Origin of the sequence: Nocardia sp. NPDC051756, assembly GCF_040681495.1 — a bacterium.
Lineage (GTDB): Bacteria > Actinomycetota > Actinomycetes > Mycobacteriales > Mycobacteriaceae > Nocardia.
This window is the reverse complement of sequence record NZ_JBFAYV010000018.1, coordinates 53,497-71,697: the sequence shown is the minus strand read 5'-3', so window position 1 is coordinate 71,697 and position 18,201 is coordinate 53,497. Positions and strand designations below refer to the sequence as shown.

At 67.3% G+C, this 18,201-nt stretch carries 11 protein-coding genes and 2 pseudogenes; 5 read left to right on the top strand and 8 right to left on the bottom strand.

What is annotated here, in order from left to right:
* Positions 1 to 6 precede the first annotated feature (6 nt).
* Both AB0M22_RS43575 and AB0M22_RS43570 read left to right on the top strand, forming a co-directional pair.
* Entirely contained in the window at positions 7 to 1,245 is a 1,239-nt protein-coding gene (locus AB0M22_RS43575) for a ubiquinol-cytochrome c reductase iron-sulfur subunit (RefSeq protein ID WP_364739348.1), read from the top strand.
* Positions 1,242 to 2,861, top strand: coding sequence for a ubiquinol-cytochrome c reductase cytochrome b subunit (locus tag AB0M22_RS43570; RefSeq protein ID WP_364739346.1), 1,620 nt, complete (start codon positions 1,242 to 1,244; stop codon positions 2,859 to 2,861). The genes AB0M22_RS43575 and AB0M22_RS43570 overlap by 4 nt, the downstream gene beginning before the upstream one ends.
* Positions 2,862 to 2,918: 57 nt before the next feature.
* Here AB0M22_RS43570 and AB0M22_RS43565 read toward each other — a convergent pair whose 3' ends face one another.
* Positions 2,919 to 3,440 carry a polyadenylate-specific 3'-exoribonuclease AS gene (locus tag AB0M22_RS43565; RefSeq protein WP_223885609.1) on the bottom strand — a complete coding sequence of 174 codons (522 nt, stop codon included), beginning with the start codon at positions 3,438 to 3,440 and terminating at the stop codon, positions 2,919 to 2,921.
* Between the two features lie 162 nt (positions 3,441 to 3,602).
* Between AB0M22_RS43565 and AB0M22_RS43560 the strand changes: the two genes are divergently transcribed.
* The gene (locus AB0M22_RS43560; protein ID WP_364739345.1) at positions 3,603 to 4,988 is read left to right on the top strand and encodes a class II 3-deoxy-7-phosphoheptulonate synthase; all 1,386 of its coding nucleotides are present in this window, start codon (positions 3,603 to 3,605) and stop codon (positions 4,986 to 4,988) included.
* A gap of 343 nt (positions 4,989 to 5,331) precedes the next feature.
* Here AB0M22_RS43560 and pknB read toward each other — a convergent pair whose 3' ends face one another.
* The gene (gene pknB, locus AB0M22_RS43555; RefSeq protein WP_364739398.1) at positions 5,332 to 7,278 is read right to left on the bottom strand and encodes a Stk1 family PASTA domain-containing Ser/Thr kinase; all 1,947 of its coding nucleotides are present in this window, start codon (positions 7,276 to 7,278) and stop codon (positions 5,332 to 5,334) included.
* A 161-nt stretch (positions 7,279 to 7,439) separates the two neighbouring features.
* On the opposite strand from pknB, the gene AB0M22_RS43550 reads away from it, so the two are divergent.
* The gene (locus AB0M22_RS43550) at positions 7,440 to 7,805 is read left to right on the top strand and encodes an Rv2175c family DNA-binding protein (RefSeq protein WP_364739343.1); all 366 of its coding nucleotides are present in this window, start codon (positions 7,440 to 7,442) and stop codon (positions 7,803 to 7,805) included.
* 770 nt (positions 7,806 to 8,575) lie between these two features.
* Here the strand turns inward: AB0M22_RS43550 and AB0M22_RS43545 are convergent.
* The 5 genes and pseudogenes from AB0M22_RS43545 to AB0M22_RS43525 all read right to left on the bottom strand — a co-directional run.
* Positions 8,576 to 9,238, bottom strand: a pseudogene (locus AB0M22_RS43545) (squalene/phytoene synthase family protein); the annotation flags it as partial.
* Positions 9,239 to 9,649: 411 nt separating this feature from the next.
* Positions 9,650 to 9,964: pseudogene (locus AB0M22_RS43540) on the bottom strand (squalene/phytoene synthase family protein); the annotation flags it as partial.
* Positions 9,961 to 11,544, bottom strand: coding sequence for an alpha-(1->6)-mannopyranosyltransferase A (locus AB0M22_RS43535; protein WP_364739397.1), 1,584 nt, complete (start codon positions 11,542 to 11,544; stop codon positions 9,961 to 9,963). The gene AB0M22_RS43535 and the pseudogene AB0M22_RS43540, both read right to left, overlap by 4 nt.
* A 245-nt stretch (positions 11,545 to 11,789) precedes the next feature.
* Positions 11,790 to 13,343 (bottom strand): phytoene desaturase family protein, encoded by a 1,554-nt coding sequence (crtI, locus tag AB0M22_RS43530; RefSeq protein WP_364739395.1) that lies wholly within the window; start codon positions 13,341 to 13,343, stop codon positions 11,790 to 11,792.
* A gap of 108 nt (positions 13,344 to 13,451) precedes the next feature.
* The gene (locus AB0M22_RS43525) at positions 13,452 to 14,537 is read right to left on the bottom strand and encodes a polyprenyl synthetase family protein (protein ID WP_364739393.1); all 1,086 of its coding nucleotides are present in this window, start codon (positions 14,535 to 14,537) and stop codon (positions 13,452 to 13,454) included.
* A 292-nt stretch (positions 14,538 to 14,829) separates the two neighbouring features.
* On the opposite strand from AB0M22_RS43525, the gene AB0M22_RS43520 reads away from it, so the two are divergent.
* Positions 14,830 to 15,714: a methylenetetrahydrofolate reductase gene (locus AB0M22_RS43520; protein ID WP_364739391.1), complete on the top strand. Its 885-nt coding sequence runs from the start codon at positions 14,830 to 14,832 to the stop codon at positions 15,712 to 15,714.
* Between the two features lie 76 nt (positions 15,715 to 15,790).
* Here the strand turns inward: AB0M22_RS43520 and AB0M22_RS43515 are convergent, their stop codons facing one another.
* Positions 15,791 to 17,659, bottom strand: a complete 1,869-nt coding sequence (locus AB0M22_RS43515) for a CocE/NonD family hydrolase (RefSeq protein ID WP_364739341.1) — start codon at positions 17,657 to 17,659, stop codon at positions 15,791 to 15,793.
* Positions 17,660 to 18,201: the final 542 nt, after the last annotated feature.

The following is an 18,201-nucleotide window of genomic DNA, read 5'->3' as shown; positions in this document are numbered from 1 at the left end:
AACGACATGGGTCGGCCGGATGAGGGCCACGACGGCGGCGAGCCGTCGAACGATGTCACGGGCCACGGTTCCCACGAAGTGGTGGCGAGTTCCGACGGCCACGCGGTAGCGGAGTCCGACAGCCACGCGGCGAAGCGGGACTACACCGAGGCCGAGCTCGACGCGATGACGCGCGACGAGCTGGTCAAGCTCGGCACCGAGCGGGACGGCGTCGACGTCGCCTACCGGCGCGAGCGGTTCCCGGTTCCGGGCACCCGCGCCGAGAAGCGCGCCGAGCGCGCGGTCGCGTTCTGGTTCGCCGTCTCCGGCATCGCCGCGGCGGCGCTGGTCGGCGTGTACCTGTTCTGGCCGTGGAAGTTCAAGCCGTCCGACGAGGAAGGCCACACCGCCTACTCGCTGTTCACCCCGCTGGTCGGTGTCACCTTCGGTGTCTCGGTGCTGGTCATCGGCGTCGCGGTGGTGCTGATCCGCAAGATGTTCATCCCCGCCGAGCTGTCCATCCAGGACCGCCACGACGGCCCGTCGCCCGAGGTCGAGCGCCGCACCCTGGTCGCCGAACTCACCGACGCGCTGGAGACCTCCACGCTGGCCCGCCGCAAGCTGATCACCCGCACGGCCGGCGCCGGCGTCGGTGTGCTCGGCATCGGCGCGCTGCTGGTGTTCGTCGGCGGCATGGTGAAGAACCCGTGGGCCAAGCGGGAGAAGTCGCCGCTGTGGGTGTCCGGCTGGACCCCCGACTTCGAGGGCGAGACCATCTACATCCGTCGCGACACCGGTCGCCCGGAGGACGTCGTGCTCGTCCGCCCCGAAGACATGGACGCGGGCGGCATGGAGACGGTGTTCCCCTGGAAGGAGAAGTGGCGCGGCGACGAGCACGCCACGCTCCAGTCGCTGCGCGGTATCCGCAACGCGGTCATGATGATTCGCCTGCGCACCGAAGACGCGCAGAAGGCGATCAAGCGCAAGGGCCAGGAGAGCTTCAACTACGGCGACTACTTCGCCTACTCGAAGATCTGCACCCACCTCGGTTGCCCGACGTCGCTGTTCGAGTCGCAGACCAACAAGATCCTCTGCCCCTGCCATCAGTCGCAGTTCCTGGCGACCGAATGGGGTAAGCCGGTCTTCGGTCCCGCCGCTCGCGCACTGCCGCAGCTGCCGATCACCGTCAACTCCGAGGGCTACCTGGTCGCCAACGGCGACTTCATCGAGCCGCTCGGCCCGGCCTACTGGGAGCGTCGTTCATGAGCCCATCAGTCGCAGCCCAAGCCAACGAGATGGACGAGCGGTATCAAGCCGCCGCGTTCATGAAGCGGTCGATCAACAAGGTCTTCCCGACCCACTGGTCGTTCCTGCTCGGTGAGATCGCGCTGTACGCGTTCATCATCCTGCTGCTGTCGGGTGTCTACCTGACGCTGTTCTTCGATCCGTCGATGACCGAGGTCGTCTACAACGGCTCGTACCAGCCGCTGCGTGGTGTCACCATGTCGCGGGCCTACGAGACCTCGCTGGACATCACCTTCGAGGTGCGTGGCGGTCTGTTCGTCCGCCAGGTGCACCACTGGGCCGCGCTGCTGTTCGCGGCGTCGATCATCGTGCACCTGTTCCGCATCTTCTTCACCGGCGCGTTCCGCAAGCCGCGTGAGGCGAACTGGGTGATCGGCTCGCTGCTGCTGATCCTGGCCATGTTCGAGGGCTTCTTCGGTTACTCGCTGCCCGACGACCTGCTGTCCGGCACCGGCCTGCGGGCCGCGTTCGGCGGTATCACCATGAGTATCCCGATCGCGGGCACCTGGATGCACTGGCTGATCTTCGGCGGGGACTTCCCCGGCACGATCATCATCCCGCGCCTCTACATCGCGCACGTGCTGCTGTTGCCCGGCATCATCCTGGCCCTGATCGCCGCCCACGTGGCGCTGGTCTGGTACCAGAAGCACACCCAGTTCCCCGGACCGGGCCGCACCGAGAACAACGTGGTCGGCGCGCGCATCATCCCGGTGTTCGCCGCGGACCAGGGCGCGTTCTTCGCCTTCACCCTCGGCATCGTCGGCATCATGGGCGGCCTGTTCCAGATCAACCCGATCTGGAACCTGGGTCCCTACAACCCGTCTCAGGTCTCCGCGGGTTCGCAGCCGGACTTCTACATGATGTGGACCGACGGCCTGGCGCGCCTGATGCCGCCGTGGGAGCTCTACCTGGGTCGCTACACGGTTCCGGCCGTGTTCTGGGTGGCGCTGATCATGGGCCTGGTGTTCACCGTGCTGATCATGTACCCGTGGATCGAGAAGCGGCTGACCGGCGACACCGCCGGGCACAACCTGCTGCAACGTCCGCGCGACGTGCCGGTGCGCACCGCGATCGGCGCCATGTCGATCGGCTTCTACGTCGTGCTGACCCTGTCCTGTGTCAACGACATCGTCGCGCTGAAGTTCGACATCTCGTTGAACGCGACCACCTGGATGGGCCGCATCGGCATCCTGGTCGTGCCGCCGCTGGCGTACTTCATCGCCTACCGGTTCTGCATCGGCCTGCAGCGCAGCGACCGGGCGGTGCTCGAGCACGGCATCGAGACCGGCGTGATCAAGCGCCTGCCGCACGGTGAGTACATCGAGGTGCACCAGCCGCTCGGCCCGGTCGACGACCACGGCCACCCGATCCCGCTGGAGTACCAGGGCGCGACCGTCCCGAAGAAGATGAACAAGCTCGGCTCGGCCGGCAAGCCCGGTACCGGCAGCTTCCTGCGGGCGGACCCGTGGCAGGAGAGCGAGCAGCACTTCGAGACCGAGCACGCCGAGGAGCACAAGCAGCTCAAGGTGTTGCAGGCGCGTCAGGAGAAGGAACTCGGTGGCAAGCACAGCCACTGATAGCTGAAAACCATAGGCCCCGAGTCGAAACCGACTCGGGGCCTTTGCTTTCAGGTTCTACAACCGCGGCGCGCTGCGGCGGGACGCCTCGATGGCCTCGAACTTGGCCAGGTTGTGCCGGGCGTCGGCGAGTGCGTCGTGCGCGTCCGGGGGGACCGGGGGCAGCTCGGGGCGGCCGTGCGCGTCCCAGTGCTGGCGCAGCTCGTTGGTGTAGCGGGGGAAGATGGTGGGCAGGTCGACCATGGAACCCCACAGCTGGCACAGCGCCACGTGGTCGTACGCGCCGACCCAGGCCCACAGCTCGGGCACCACCGACGAGCGCGGCACCAGGAACTTGTACAGGTCGTCGCGGATCTGCTTGCGGCTGCGCCACAGCGGCGAGGACGGCGAGGGCAGCTGCGGCAGCACGTGCCTGCGCACCCACGGGCCCGCTTTGTCCGGATCGAATTCCGTGGACACCGCGTAATATTCGCGCCCGTCCTCGCACACGACACCGATGGAGACCAGGTCGATGACGACCCCGTCCTCGATGAATTCGCAGTCGTAAAAGTATCGAAGCGAGATCGGTCTACTCCTCAGCAAGTCGGTATGGCGCCGGTTCTGTCGGGCGTACGTTCCGATCAATCACCCTAAGTGGGGGAGGGGCCGGATTCGCAGCCGGGCTCGCATCCGCAGGGAGGTGGCCGGAGACACCCCTATGGTGGGTACCACGGAAGTCCGAGTCATCCGTATTCTGAACGAGTGAACTGGACCGTCGACGTACCGATCGATCGCCTGCCGGAACTGCCGCCGCTGCCTGTCGAGTTGCGCAGGCGGTTGGACGAAGCGCTGGCCCGCCCCGCGTTACAGCAGCCGTCGTGGGATCCAGAACAGGCCGCGCAGATGCGCACCGTGCTGGAGAGCGTGCCGCCGATCTGCGTGCCCGCCGAGGTGGAGGACCTGCGCGAGCAGCTCGCCGAGGTGGCCCGCGGCGAGGCGTTCCTGATGCAGGGCGGTGATTGCGCGGAGACGTTCGCCGACAACACCGAGCCGCACATCCGCGGCAACATCCGCACCCTGTTGCAGATGGCCGTCGTGCTCACCTACGGCGCGAGCCTGCCGGTGGTCAAGGTCGCGCGCATTGCCGGCCAGTACGCGAAACCGCGTTCCTCCGATACCGATTCGCTCGGCCTCAAGTCCTACCGCGGCGACATGGTGAACGCGCTGGTCGCCGACGCCGCGCAGCGCGAGCACGATCCGTCGCGCCTGGTCCGCGCCTACGCCAACGCCAGCGCCGCGATGAACCTGGTGCGCGCGCTGACCGGCGCGGGCATGGCCGACCTGCACAAGGTGCACGACTGGAACCGCGACTTCGTCGCCAAGTCGCCCGCCGGCGCCCGCTACGAGGCGCTGGCCGAGGAGATCGACCGCGGCCTCGCGTTCATGACCGCGTGTCGGGTGAACGACCCGAGCCTGAAGTCGGCCCGCATCTACGCCAGCCACGAGGCGCTCGTGCTCGACTACGAGCGCGCGATGCTGCGGCTGAGCGAGAACGCCGCAGGCGAGCCGGTGCTCTACGACCTGTCCGCGCACTTCCTCTGGATCGGCGAACGGACCAGGCAGCTCGACGGCGCGCACATCGCGCTCGCCGAACTGCTGGCCAACCCGATCGGCCTGAAGATCGGCCCGACCACCACGCCCGACATGGCCGTGGAGTACGTCGAGCGGCTCGACCCGAACAACGAGCCCGGCCGGCTGACCATCGTCTCGCGCATGGGCAACGGCAAGGTCCGCGACGTGCTGCCGCCGATCATCGAGAAGGTGCAGGCCACCGGTCACCAGGTGATCTGGCAGTGCGACCCCATGCACGGCAACACCCACGAGGCCTCCACCGGCTTCAAGACCCGCCACTTCGACCGCATCGTCGACGAGGTCCAGGGCTTCTTCGAGGTGCACCACGCCCTCGGCACCCACCCCGGCGGCCTGCACATCGAACTGACCGGCGAAGACGTCACCGAATGCCTCGGCGGCGCCCAGGACATCTCCGACCTGGACCTCTCCGGCCGCTACGAAACCGCCTGCGACCCGCGTTTGAACACCCAGCAGTCGCTGGAACTGGCGTTCCTGGTCGCCGAAATGCTCCGCTGACCAAGCGTTTCCACCCCCGGTGTCGCAGAAGTGCACAAGTCTCCTTGCGGCCGTTCACTACTTGGCTGACGGCTCGCTGTGCGCCTCCGGGCAGCAGCGTCGCGCATGCGAACCACTTCTGATTTCCCGCACCTGAAATCGCATGCAATTCTCGGTGCGGGAAATCAGAAGGCGTGCGGCGCGACGGTGAAACCCGAACCTGCGGAGGGGCTGAGGCCGAGCCGGTCCAGCGTGGGCCGAGGACACCGAGCAGGGCGAAGCGCGTGAGGTGATATCCGGATCAGGTCACTGTCCACGGCCGAGGTGAGGTCGGGCCCGGCGGTAGGTATGTAGGCGTGACGACCTAGGGCAGGGCGACCAGGGATACCGTGTTGCCCGACTCGATGTTGGCGCCGACGGCCGGGGTTTGCGAGACGATGAGTGAGCTGTCGCTTGCGACAAGCTGTTTCACCTCGACCTGAACGCCGAGGGATTGCAGTTTGGCGCGGGCGTTGGCGACGGTCCAGCCGCGGACGTCGGGCATCTTCAAGGCGTTGGAGACGATCAGGGCGACGCCGTCGCCGGATTGGATGGTCGCGCCTGCGGCCGGATCGGTGCCGATCGCCTTGTCGGCTTCGATGCTGCGGTCGAACTGAGACCTGGTCTCGCGCACGGCGATACCTGCGGCGGTGAGGATCTTCGTTGCCTCGTCGGTCGTCTTTCCGCGCACGTCGGGCACCTTCACCGGCTGAGAACCCTTGCTGCGGTAGACCTTTACCTGTCCGCCGGTCGGCAGGACGACGCCGGGGCCCGGCTCGACCTTGGCCAGCGTTCCTTTCGGCGCGGTGTTGCCGATCTCCCCGGAATCCACGGGCTGCAACCCGGCGTCGCGAATCAGCTGATTGACCTTGGTGATCGGATCACCGGGCTGCACATCGGGCACCTTCGGCTTACCGCTGGACACCAGCACCGCGACCGTCGATCCCTTGGTCACCCGCGATCCCGCGGACGGATCGCTGCCGACCACGCCGCCGACCGGAATGATGTCCGACGCCTTCTGCCGGATCTCGGTCTCGAACCCGGCATCGCGTAGCGCCGTGACCGCGCGATCGGAATCCATCCCGGCGATCGCCGGAACCGGCGAATATCGGCCGACCCCGAGCCACCAGCCGCCGACCCCGACGACCAGCGTGAGGATCGCCACAATGGCGACCCACACCCAGGTCATCCGGCGCGACTTGGTCCGATCGGGCGCATAGGCCTGGTACGGCGACGACGCGTGCTGCTGCCGCATCGGTTGCTGCTGCGGCTCGTAGCCGTCCGGCGGGCCGTAGTCGACCCGCGGCCGCGGCGCGGTGACCACCTTTGTGTGCTGGACAGTCGGGGGCGTGTACGGCTCCGGGACCGCCGCGGCCTGCTGCGTGGCCGGCGTCGCTATCCGGTAGCTCGCACTCAGATGCTCCGCCGACTCCTGCGGCGCGGGCACCCGGTACGGCGGCAGGTTCAGCTTCGCGCCGATCTGGCGCAGCGCCGCGGCCATCTCGTTCGCGTCGGTGAACCGGTGCGCGGGTTCGCGCGCGGTCGCCTTGGCGACCAGCTCGTCGAACTCCTGCGGCACCCCCGAGATGAACCGGCTCGGGCTCGGCACGTCGTTCTCGATCCGCTGATACGCCACCGACAGCGAGGTGTCACCGGTGAACGGCACCTTCCCGGTCAGCAGCTCGAAGATCAGCACGCCGAACGAATAGACATCACTGCGCGCGTCGGCCGTGCCGGTGGTCACCTGTTCGGGGGACAGGTACGCGGCAGTGCCGAGAATCACGCTGGCCGAGGTGGTATTGGCCGCCGCCACCGCGCGGACCAGGCCGAAGTCGGCGATCTTCACCTCGCCGTTGTCGGAGATCAGCACGTTCTCCGGCTTGATATCGCGGTGCACCAGCCCCGCCGCGTGCGCGACACCGATCGCCGCGAGTACCGGTTCGGCCACCGCGCGCACCGCGTGCGGCGGCATCGGGCCGCGTTCGCGCAGCAGTTCGCGCAGCGTGCCGCCCTCGACCAACTCCATGATCAGGAACGGATACTCACCGTCCACGCCCTGGTCGTACACCGCGACCAGCGACGAATGCTTGAGCTTGGCGACCGCGCGCGCCTCGAACTCGAATCGGGAGAGAAACTGCGGGTCACCGGCGAATTTCGGGTCCATCACCTTGATCGCCACCGGACGATCCAGACGGGTGTCGACGCCCCGGAAGACCATCGACATGCCGCCGCGGGCGATCGGCGCATCGATGCGATAGCGCCCTTCCAGCATCTGGCCGATCAATTGATGTCCTCCGGCTTTCACAAAGTTCTCACCCCTCGCGGTTGATCCCACAAGCGATCGACCGCCCCGTGCGGCCCTCACGATGGTATCGACCAAACGCACCCGGGTGTCTCACGACTTGCTGCGGGTGACCGTCTACCGTTATCCGCGTGAGTGCATTTCCCTGCAGTGATGATGTCCTTCCGGAGTCCGTGGCGCTGCTGCCGCTGCCCGAGGTGGCCGACAGACTCGGGCTCGTGGTGACCCGCGTCCATCAGATGCTGCGTGACCACCAGCTGCTCGCCGTCCGCCGCGACGGCGTGGTCAGCGTCCCCGAACGGTTCTTCGATCACGAGGGCGTGGTCAGGTTCCTGCCCGGCCTGATCACCGTGATGAAGGACGCCAAATACACCGACGAGGAGATCCTGGAATGGATCTTCACCGAGGACGACAGCCTCCCCGGCACGCCGGTCGACGCCCTACACGGCCCGCTGGCCCGCGAGGTCATCCGCCGCGCCGCCGCAGATCCGTTCTGAGCCGTTAACCCCCGCCCCGAGGGGCGATAGCTCCAGACCAAGCGACAGATAGGTCAACTTCACACACCTGCTTCACCCTTCGCATACCCCTCAACACACCACCGGGTATGCGAAGAAAGAAGCAGGTGTGCGAAGAACGATGCAGGTATGCGAACAGGCCTCGCCAACCTCACCTCAGCTTGTCGTGATCTTGAAAATTCTCGAAACGACACCACAGCCAGATGACCACGCTGGAACTGGACATTGCGCGCCTGACTGCGGAGGTAGGTCGGGTACGGCACACGACGTGCTCAGCACTACTTCAGTGAAAACCGGTGTAGGTCTTCAGTTTTACTGGCCAGGTCGCCCTGGGGAGTCTTTAGGTGTACTTGCTGAGACAGGTGTACCTGTTGCGGGAAAGATCCGCGGTCGGAACTGGCCAATAGTTCTGAAGACTCGTCCCAGGTTTTCTCGTGAGTAGTGCTGGGCGCGTCGTGTGCCGTCCCCGGCCTGGTCTTCCGCAGCTTGGTATGGGCAGCGTGTGGGTTCCAGCGTGAGGACTGGCTGTGGTCCGGTTCAGAGAGGGCTTGGGAAGAGCGGGGTCGCAAGTTCCTCGGTGTATGAGTCACCGGCAGTCGGTGCCGTCGAGTCGAATGGTTGTTTCCGTGTTCGAGTCGAGTCAAATGGTCGTTCCCGGGTGTCGAGTCGAGTCAAATGGTTGCTGTTGAAGATCTTTTAGCGACCATATGACTCGACTCGATTGGGCGCTGTGCAGTGGTTCTGGGCGCAAGTCAGTGCTGCGGGCGGCGGTGTAGTGCGGCGGTGGTGAACTGCATTGCCGCTACGCCGAGGCGGTGGTGGCGGGGGACTACTGCGCGGTGGCTGAAGATGGCGTAGTCGGTGGCTTCGATGCGGTCGAGGATGCTGGCGTAGAGGACGGCTGCGGTGCGGATGGCGGGGCGGACTCGCGGTTCGAGCAGGTCGATGCCGGGGTCGGCGTGGCGGTAGATGTCGCGGTTGATCGCGATGAGGTGTGCGAGGGCTCGGCGGACGCGGGGGTCGGTGCGTTGGGTGCGGTGGCAGTGGATGAGTAGCTCATGGTCGACACCGAAGGCGGCCAGCTCGTCGGCGGGGAGGTACACCCGGCCGCGGTCCAGATCCTCCGCGACATCGCGCAGGAAGTTGGTCAGCTGGAACGCTTCACCGAGCGCGGCGGCGGCCGGTTCGGCCTCGGCGATCGGCACCACCGTGCCCAGCACCGGTAGGACTTGCAGGCCGATGGCAGCTGCTGAGCCGCTCATGTATTCGGAGAGATCGGCCATCGTCGCGTACCGATCGCGGAAGCGCGGGGTGCCGGGGACATCCATCCGCATGGAGTCCAGGAATGTCCAGAAGTGTTGCGCGGCAATGTCATAGCGGCGAATGGTGTCGGCGACCGCAAGCAGGACCAGGTCTCGCCGGTACTGGCGCGCAGCATCCGGCGACATCCGGCGCTGCGACATTTGCGGCCCAGACGCGCGCGCGGGCTCCCGCGCGGTCCCGAGGAATCCGGTGGCATCGGTCAGCTGCTGTGCTCTCGGTGAAACTCCGAGCGACCGAGCGACATCGGTCGTCTCGTCGGACTTGTATGAATGTCCGATTGGCTGAGCGGTGTCGGTCGTCTCGTTGGACTTGTGTGGATGTCCGATTGGCTGAGCGGTGTCGGTCGTCTCGTTGGACTTGTGTGGATGCCCGAGCGACTGAGTGGCATCGGTCGTCTCCTGAGACTTGCGTGAATGCCTGTGTGGCCGAGCGGTATCGATCGTCTCCCGTGAATCGAGTGCGTTCCCGAAGTACCGGGCGACGTCAGCTGTCGCCGGCGACTCCAGCGCGATCCGCAGCTGCTTCTCGATCAGATCGAGTTGATCGGCGAGGCCGTGCCCGGGCAGGTCGATGTGACCGGACATCGGTTGCATCTGACTCGGGTAACGCTGCGCCACATCGGTTTCCGCATGGTCCACGATGTCGTCGACCAGCCGGGCGAACGCGTACAACGCATGCACCGCCGGTCGACGCTCGGCCGAAAGTAACCGCGTCGCAAGGAAATACGTGCGCCCATGGGTGGCCGCGATCTGCTTGCATTCGCGATACGCGACGCTCAGGTCTGTCTGCCCCGCGATGCGCGGCGCATCGCCGATCATGGCCGAGCGTCGGTGGCCGCGTCGAGGTTCGGCGGCGTGGCCCGCAACCGCAGCGGGTCCACCTTGCGCAGCGACATCGCCGCCACCACGGCGGCAAACGTCGCCAGGGCGACATGCAGGAAGCTGTAGAGCCCGATCGATCCGTCCGGTTGGAACACCAGCATCAACCAGGTACACAACCCGACCAACACCATCAATGTCGTGGTGGACAGCGCGAACCCGGCGGCCAGCGCCAGCGGCCACGAGTAGTACCAGGGCAGCGCGGCGGGCGACAGGATCACGATCCCGACGAACGCGATCAGGATGCCGAACACCGCCTCGCGCTCGCTGTGCCGGAACCGCCACCAGGCCCAGACCAGCACGGCGACCAGCGCCAACGCGCACATCGCCCTGGTCACGGTGAGCACCTTGCCGGAATCGAACGAAGTGAACCAGCCGACCGCGTGCATCATGATGGTCGGCAGCGAGAGCCAGTTGATGATCTTCTTCGACCCGGACAGCGCGGTCAGCCAGCCGATGCCGACGCCGGCGATGGCCGAGGCGGCCACGAACACCGCCGCGAACACGCTGAGCCCGAGCCCGGCGATCTTCGCGAACATCAGGGCCGGATGTGGCATGTCCTCGGTCGGCTCGGCGGCATCGTGCGGCCGTTCGCTCTCCGGCAGGTTCGCCGGGTCGCGCCCGGCCCGCTGGGCGGCGCGCTTCTCGCGTTCGTGCAGCATCCAGATCCACACCAGGAACGGCAGCGCGATACCCGCCGTCGCCTTGATCGCCACCCCGATGGCGACCACCACGATGCCCGCGACGTGATGACGTTCCAGCACCAGCGCGATGCCTGCGCACATCAGCCCGACCATCAGCATCTCGTTGTGCACGCCGCCCCAGAGGTGGATCAGCACCAGCGGGTTGAGCACCGCGAGCCACAGCGCCACGGTCGGCTTACCGCCGAGGTGCTTGGTCAGGTAGGGCACCGCCCACATCATCAGCGCGAGACCGGGCAGCATGACCAGGCGCATCGCGATGGTGCCCGCGACCACGTTGTCCCCGGTGATGCTGGTGATCCCGCGGCCGAGCAGCAGGAAGATCGGCCCGTACGGCGCGGTGGTGGTCTTCCACACCGGGCTCACGTTGTCGAGCAGCACGCCGGGGTTCGCGATCGGTCCGACGACGTAGGGGTCGAAGCCGTCGCGCAGCAGCGCGCCCTGCGCCAGGTACGAGTAGACGTCCTGGCTGAACATGGGCACGGCGAACAGCAGCGGCGTGATCCAGATGACGACGATGGCCCGCAACTCGTTCAGCGTCACGCCGGCATCGAGGCGATCGCCCTGGCCGATCGTGGTGCGGCCGAGTCGCACCCACGCGGTGATCATCAGCAGCACGCCGATCCAGATCACGATCGTGGACAGCGCGTAGCCGTGGCCGAACCGTAGCCAGGACAGGTGCAGCGCCTCGAGGATCGGGTCGCGCTTGCGCGTGCTACCCGCGCCGAAGCCGCCGAAGGTGATCATGATCGCGCCGTAGAAACCGAGCAGCGCGGAGTGCCCTTCCGGGCTGCGCAGGAAGATCGCCACGGTGCGCATCCAGGACCGCACACCGGGTTGCTCGGCGGCGGCCGATTCGCGCTTCGCCGCGGTGTTCGGTGCGTGGCCGGTGATTTCAGTCGAGCTGGCCTCTGCGGCGCGCGTTTCGGGGGATGCCATCTGGTGTCGGTCCCCCCGAATGGTCAGCGGTCGCAACCGCGAGTGAATAGGTCGGCGCCTAGTTTACGGCGTCGCTGGGAACACTATCTCGCTGGTACGCGCGGTTTCATCTCGAGCGGGGCGAGCTAGCCGGTAATGCGGGTTGCCGCCAGTTTTCCGGACAGCAGGGTGGTCGGCACCCCCACGCCCGGCGTGGTGCCGCAACCAGCGATAACTACATTGTCGCTGGAGCGCGGAAAATTGCGCGGACGAAAGGGCCCGGTTTGCCGGAAGAGGTGCGCCGCGGAGAACGGGGTACCGGCCAGCATGCCTTGATCCAGCCAGGTTTGCGGCGTGTCCAGATGATCGACGGTGAAATGCTCGGCAATGCCGGTGTAACCGCGGCCTTCCAGCACTTCGAGCAGTTCACGCAGGTAGGCCGGCGCGAGTCGCGGCCAATCCAGGGGAGCGGCGTCCAGATTCGGGCAGGGGGCCAGCACCGAGAATGGTTCGTGCGGTCCGTCGGCGCGGGTGATGAAGAGGCCGTGGTCGGTGAGTGCCGGTCGAGTGAGCAACAGCGACGGGTCGCTCATCAATCGACCGCGGCGCCCCGCGATCTCCGCGAACGTCCGGTCCCACGCCTCGCCGAATTCGATCGTGTGATGCGCCTGGACGGGCCAGGTGCGGGCGATCCCGGCGGGCACGGTGCCGTGCGCGACGACCGCGGACGGCGCGGCCCGCAGTCCGCGGCGGCGACGCACGCCGAAACGCTCGAGGGATCCGAGATCGGCGGTAAGCACCAGGGCATCGCAGTCGAACGCGCGACCGTCGGACGTGCGCACCCGCTCGGCCCGCCGCCCCGCATAGTCCACCCCGGTCACCTCGGTGCCCAGCTCCAGCGTCCCGCCCGCCGCGGTGAACGCCTCGGCCATCGCCGCCGCAATGGCCCGCATCCCGCCTTCGGGGAAGTAGACGCCGAGCGAGGTGTCCATGTGCGGGATCGCGCCGTACACCGCCAGCGCCTCGGCGGGCGCCATGCCCGCGTACAGCGCCTGGAAGGTGAACAACCGGGCCAGCCGCGGATCCCGCAGGATCCGGTGCACCCGCGGACCGAGCCGGCCGAATCCGCCCAGCCGCACCAAATCCAGCAGGGCACGGCGCTTTTCGGGCACGCGAACCATGTCCAGGGGCGAATCGAAGTTGGTGTCCATGAACTCGCCGAACTCGGCCGCGTAGATCCGCGCCAGCCAGTCCCGCAGCCGTCGATAGCGACGCGCCTCCGCCGGACCGCAGACCCGCGCGACCTCCTCGGCCATCGTGTCGGCGTCCGCGAATACTCGAAGTGACGCACCGTCGGCGAATTTGGCGTGATAGCTGGGGATGAGTTGATGAATACGCAGCGCGGGTTTGCAAGTCTCCGGCGTCCGCCCGACCGCGGCGAGCGCGTCGGTGACCAGCTCGGGCAACGTCAACACGGTTGCGCCGGAATCGATCTCGTAGTCCGGTCCTTGGTAGCGCCCGACCCGTCCGCCGGGATGATCGGCCCGCTCGAGCAGGGTGACCTCGCGTCCCGCCCCGGTGAGGTACAGCGCGGCGGACAATCCGGCCAGTCCGGCGCCGACCACGACCACGCGATCCGTCGGTCCGGCAACGGTTTTCAGCCGACGGGCGTTGTCCTGATGGGATGCGCCGGCCGGCATTCCCCCGACGCGATCGGATGGTGCGGCAACGTCTTTCATTCTGATCCCCTCTGCGCGGCGCGCGTCGTGTCAGCGCCGACGACGTTTACCCAGGCAGTGCAACAACTTTCACGCAGCGCGCTTGGTCGCCGCCAACGCCATGGCGCGCAATCGTTCCTTCGAAGCCGGTGTCGCCGTGCTGGTTTCGATCGCGGCGAGCCCAGCCTCGGTGAGCTCGGTGATCCGCCGCTCCACCTCGTCCACCGCGCCGAGTTCGGTGATCACCGCGCGCAGCTTTTCCACCTCGTCCGCATCGAGATCGGTGCCGATGCTGGTGCGCAGCAGCTTCGCCGCGGCCGGATCGGCCTCGTCGGCCCTGGCCAGCGCCTCGGCGAGCAGCACGGTGCGCTTGCCCTCGCGCAAATCGTCACCGGACGGCTTGCCGGTGACCGCCGGGTCACCGAAAACGCCCAGGAGATCGTCACGCAGCTGGAAGGCGATGCCGATATCGGTGCCGAACAGCCGATAGGCGTCGACCAGCCCCTGATCGGCGTCGGCGATGGCCGCACCCAGGTGCAACGGGCGTTCGACGGTGTACGCGGCGGTCTTGTACCGGTTGATCCGCAGCGCCGCCTCGACCGATTCGTCCGCCCCGGCCTCACCGTGGATGTCGAGCAGCTGCCCGCCGAGCACCTCGGTGCGCATGCCCGCCCACACCGGCGCGAACCGGGCGATCGCCGCCGGGTCGAGACCGGACGCGTGCACCATGTCATCGGCCCAGGCCAGCGCCAGATCGCCGACCAGGATCGCCACGCTGGCGCCGAAGTGCGCGGAGTCGCCGGCCCAGCCGCGGTCGCGGTGGCGCTGCTCGAAGTCGACGTGCACGGTCGGGAACCGGCGGCGGGTGCGCGAGGAGTCGATGATGTCGTCGTGGATCAGCGCGCAGGCCTGCACCAGCTCCAACGCCGAGCAGGCGGTCAGCACCGCGTCGGCGTCCGGTCCGTCGGCGTCGCCGCCCGCGCCGAGCCACCCGGTCCAGGCGAACGCGGGCCGGGTGCGCTTGCCGCCGCGCAGCACGAACAGTTCCAGCGCGTCCGCGGCCTCGACGAAGACCGGGCCCAGCTGCTCGACCAGCTCGCGGCGGGTGGCGAAGAACCGGGTCAACGCGGCTTCCACGGCGGCGACGAAGGCCGGCGTGCCTGGCTGCGGTGCGATGAGCTCGGCCGCCGAGGTGCGGTGAGGCGTCTGGATACCGGATCCGGCGGACAGGGGAGCCTCCAAGGTCGTGCGGGCGATGGGCGCGAGGCGCCACGGGTTTTGTTGCGAAGAATACGCGTACTCGTCGGTACGACCCCTCGGGCCTGCCACCCATCACCACTACACTGAACCGGTGACTTTCGACAATGCGCGGGGACGCACGACCCCAGGCCGTCCGCCCCGGACGCAGCCGGACGTCTCTGCCACCCCCTCGGTTGTCCAGAGTCTGCGGACCCATGCCAGCGCGTCGGTGCCGTTCTCGGTGGAGTTCAACCCGCCGCGCGACGCCGCCAACGAGGCCCGGCTGTGGCGCGCGGTCCGCCAATTCGAGCGGATGCATCCGGCGTTCGTCTCGATGACCTACGGCGCGGGCGGGTCCACCCGTGATCGCACCGTCCGGGTCACCGGCGAGCTGGCCCAGCAGACCACCCTGCTGCCCGTGGCGCATCTCACCGCGGTGGAGCACAGCCTGTCCGAATTGCGTTCGCTGGTCGGCTCTTACGCCGATTCGGGCATCCGCAACATCCTGGTGCTGCGCGGCGACCCGCCCGGCGATCCGCTCGGCGAATGGCAGCAGCATCCCGAGGGCGTCGCCTACGCCGAGGAACTGGTGCGCATCGTGCGCGACCTCGGCGACTTCCACGTCGGCGTCGCCTCGTTCCCGCAGGGCCATCACCGCTCGCCCGATCTGGACTCCGACACCGCCTACCTGGCCGCGAAACTGCGTGCGGGCGCGGAGTATTCGATCACCCAGATGTTCTTCGACGTCGAGCACTACCTGCGGCTGCGCGACCGGATTGCGAAGTTCGACCCGATCGAGGGCGCCAAGCCGATCATCCCCGAGCTGATGCCGATCACGTCGCTGCGCACGGTCGCACGGGCCGAAGAACTCTGCGGGCGCTCGCTACCGGCCACGGTCTTGGCACGACTGAACGCCGCCGCCGGCGATCAGCCCGAGGCGAACCAGGCCGCGGTGCGCGAGGTCGGCATCGAGATCGCCACCGAAATGACGCAGCGGCTCATCGACGAGGGCGCACCCTGCCTGCACTTCATCACACTGAACTTCGCCAAGGCCACCACCGAGGTCCTGACGAACCTCGGTTACGGCGTGACCGCCGCGCCGATCAGTGCTTGAGACGCACGCCTTCTGATTTCCCGCACCTGAAATCGCATGCGATTCTCGGTGCGGGAAATCGAAAGTGGTGCGGCAGTTACCAACCGGGAGTGCCGGCGAGGGGGACGTTGACGTAGCTCGGTTCGGATGGGTCCAGTTGCAGGTGTTGGGGTTTGAGTTCGGTTGCGTCCAGCATCGGGCGGATGGGCAGGCCCTTCGGGTAGTTGCCCGCGAAGACGTCGATCCGGAGCCGGTGTCCCGGTTGCAGGATCGCGTCGGTGGGGGCGAGGCCGAGGTCGAGTTGGGTGGGCCGGCCGGGGACCATCGCCTGCCGCGCGGCTAGGGACATCACCGGGAACGGGTCGGTGTACGCGCCGTCGGGTGACCGGCGGCTCTTGGCGTCGTCGATGGCGCGCATCGAGGACATCAGCTGACCGGTGGTAAGCGTCACCGAACGACCGTCGGGGGCAACGTCATTCAGCGTCGCGGTCCAGTAGCCGTCGGTGGCGTCGTGCACCGTGTTCAGGTGCACCGCGATCGGTCCGGAGATCGTCGTCGGCTCGGCCACCGGCGGGCTGGTGAAGGTGAGGCCGCTGAGTTCCTGCACCCTGGCGTCTTTGCCGCAGCCGGAGAAGACGAGGAGTCCTGCCGTGCCTTGAACCGCGTCGGCCGAGCAGAGGCTGGCCAGACCGGGTGCGACCGTCAGCCGGGTCGTCTCGGAAGTCGGTTCGGCCATGAGGGTTCCGTCGTGCGCGCTGGTGGTCGTGGTGCCGCTGGGCGCGGCCGAGAGATACAGCCGGCGATGGCTCGCCTCGGCCCGCGGGAACTGCTCGTTACTGGTCCAGCCCGCACCTTGCTGCCACATCGTGACCGGCCCGTACCCGTCGATGCCGTTGTCGATTCCCTTGAGCCACTTGTCGAACCACGCGCGCTGCAACACATCCATGCGCGGCGGTTCACCGGCTCGGCCCCGCATGTCGAAGCCCGTGTTCACGTGATAGCTGTTGCCCATGATCAGCTGCTTCTGCCCGGGTGGTAGCGGAATGTCCTGGTAGATACGGGGTTCGCCGTTGGCGAAGTTGTCGTGCCAGCCGCCGATCACCAGGGTCGGCACGGTGATGCGCTCCGGATGTCCCAGCCACGCTTGCCGAATCGGGCTGTCCGGGTCGAGAACGCTCTGCAACTGCGGCTGGATCGCATCGAACGAATCGGTGCCCATGGTCTGAATTCCGACGTCCATGAACGACATCGGACTGGCCAGGCGGTCGGTAAGCCACTGCATGTCGAACTTGCCCTGCATCAGCGACATCAGGTCCGGCACGAACTTGGCCACATTCACCGCGAGCAGGTAGGGCAGCAGGATGCCGATGGCCGCCCCGCCCGGCGCGATCATGTCGCGCACCAGATCGTTGCCCGGCACCACCGGAACGATGGCTTTCAGTGCGGGCGGCTGCTTTTCGGCCGCCTGCACCTGATTGATCCCGGAGTACGAAGCCCCGGTCATCCCGACCTTCCCGTCCGACCACGGCTGCGCGGCCGCCCAGGCAATCACCTCCGGGGTGTCCTGCTGATCCTTCGGCCCCCACGGCTCCCAGATCCCTTGCGAGAACCCGGTTCCGCGCACATCGACGACCACCTGGGTGTAACCGCTCCGAATCAGGTTGGGGTCCACCGCGAATGCCCGCCCGAACCCGCCACCGGCCACCCGCGTCGCATCGGTCAACGCCTCCAACGGCGTCCCCGGCAACTCGAAGTCCCGCAGAAACCCGACGATCGCATCGGACAACCCCGGCACCGACAGCCCCGTCTGCGCGATCATCGACAACAGCTTGGTGTAGGGCGTCAGATTCACGATCGTCGGCAACGGCGTGCGCACCGGACCATTCGCATCCGCAGGCCGGTACACGTTCGCCTTCAGCACCGTCCCATCACTCATCGTGATCGGCACATCCCACTCGATATGCATCCCCGGATACTGCTGCGGCCCATCATGCACCGCCGTCCACGCCGGCACCCCCGCAGGCGCCGCCGGTACCCCGGGCGCGACTACCACTTGCGAAACCCCAAGCAGCGCAAGCGCTCCGACGATAACCCTGGTCCACCGACGGGCTGGAGCAATCAACATTGACATCTCCCTCTCCTGATCGGCCAGAAATATACATGCACGCCTGTATGTTTTAGACGCAATCGCCGCAACTATGTCCCAACGCCCAAGAATCCGCCCCCCAACCTGGTCAATCTGCCGACCCCGACACCCCAAACCCTCGACCGCCGGCCGCACACCCTTCGCATAAGCCGCATAAGCCGCATACCTCGTATACGTGGTGTGCGGCCCACACAAACGGTGCGCAGTACGCAGTACGCCCCACCCACGGCCGAAGCCGCACCCTCATTCGGGATCCGCACCGACTCTAGGGCCCTATTTTCGGTGCGGATCCCGAGAGGGAGTGCGGATGTTGGCGATGTCTGCTCGGGGGAGGTTTCGCGGGGAGGCTCACCGGTGAGGCG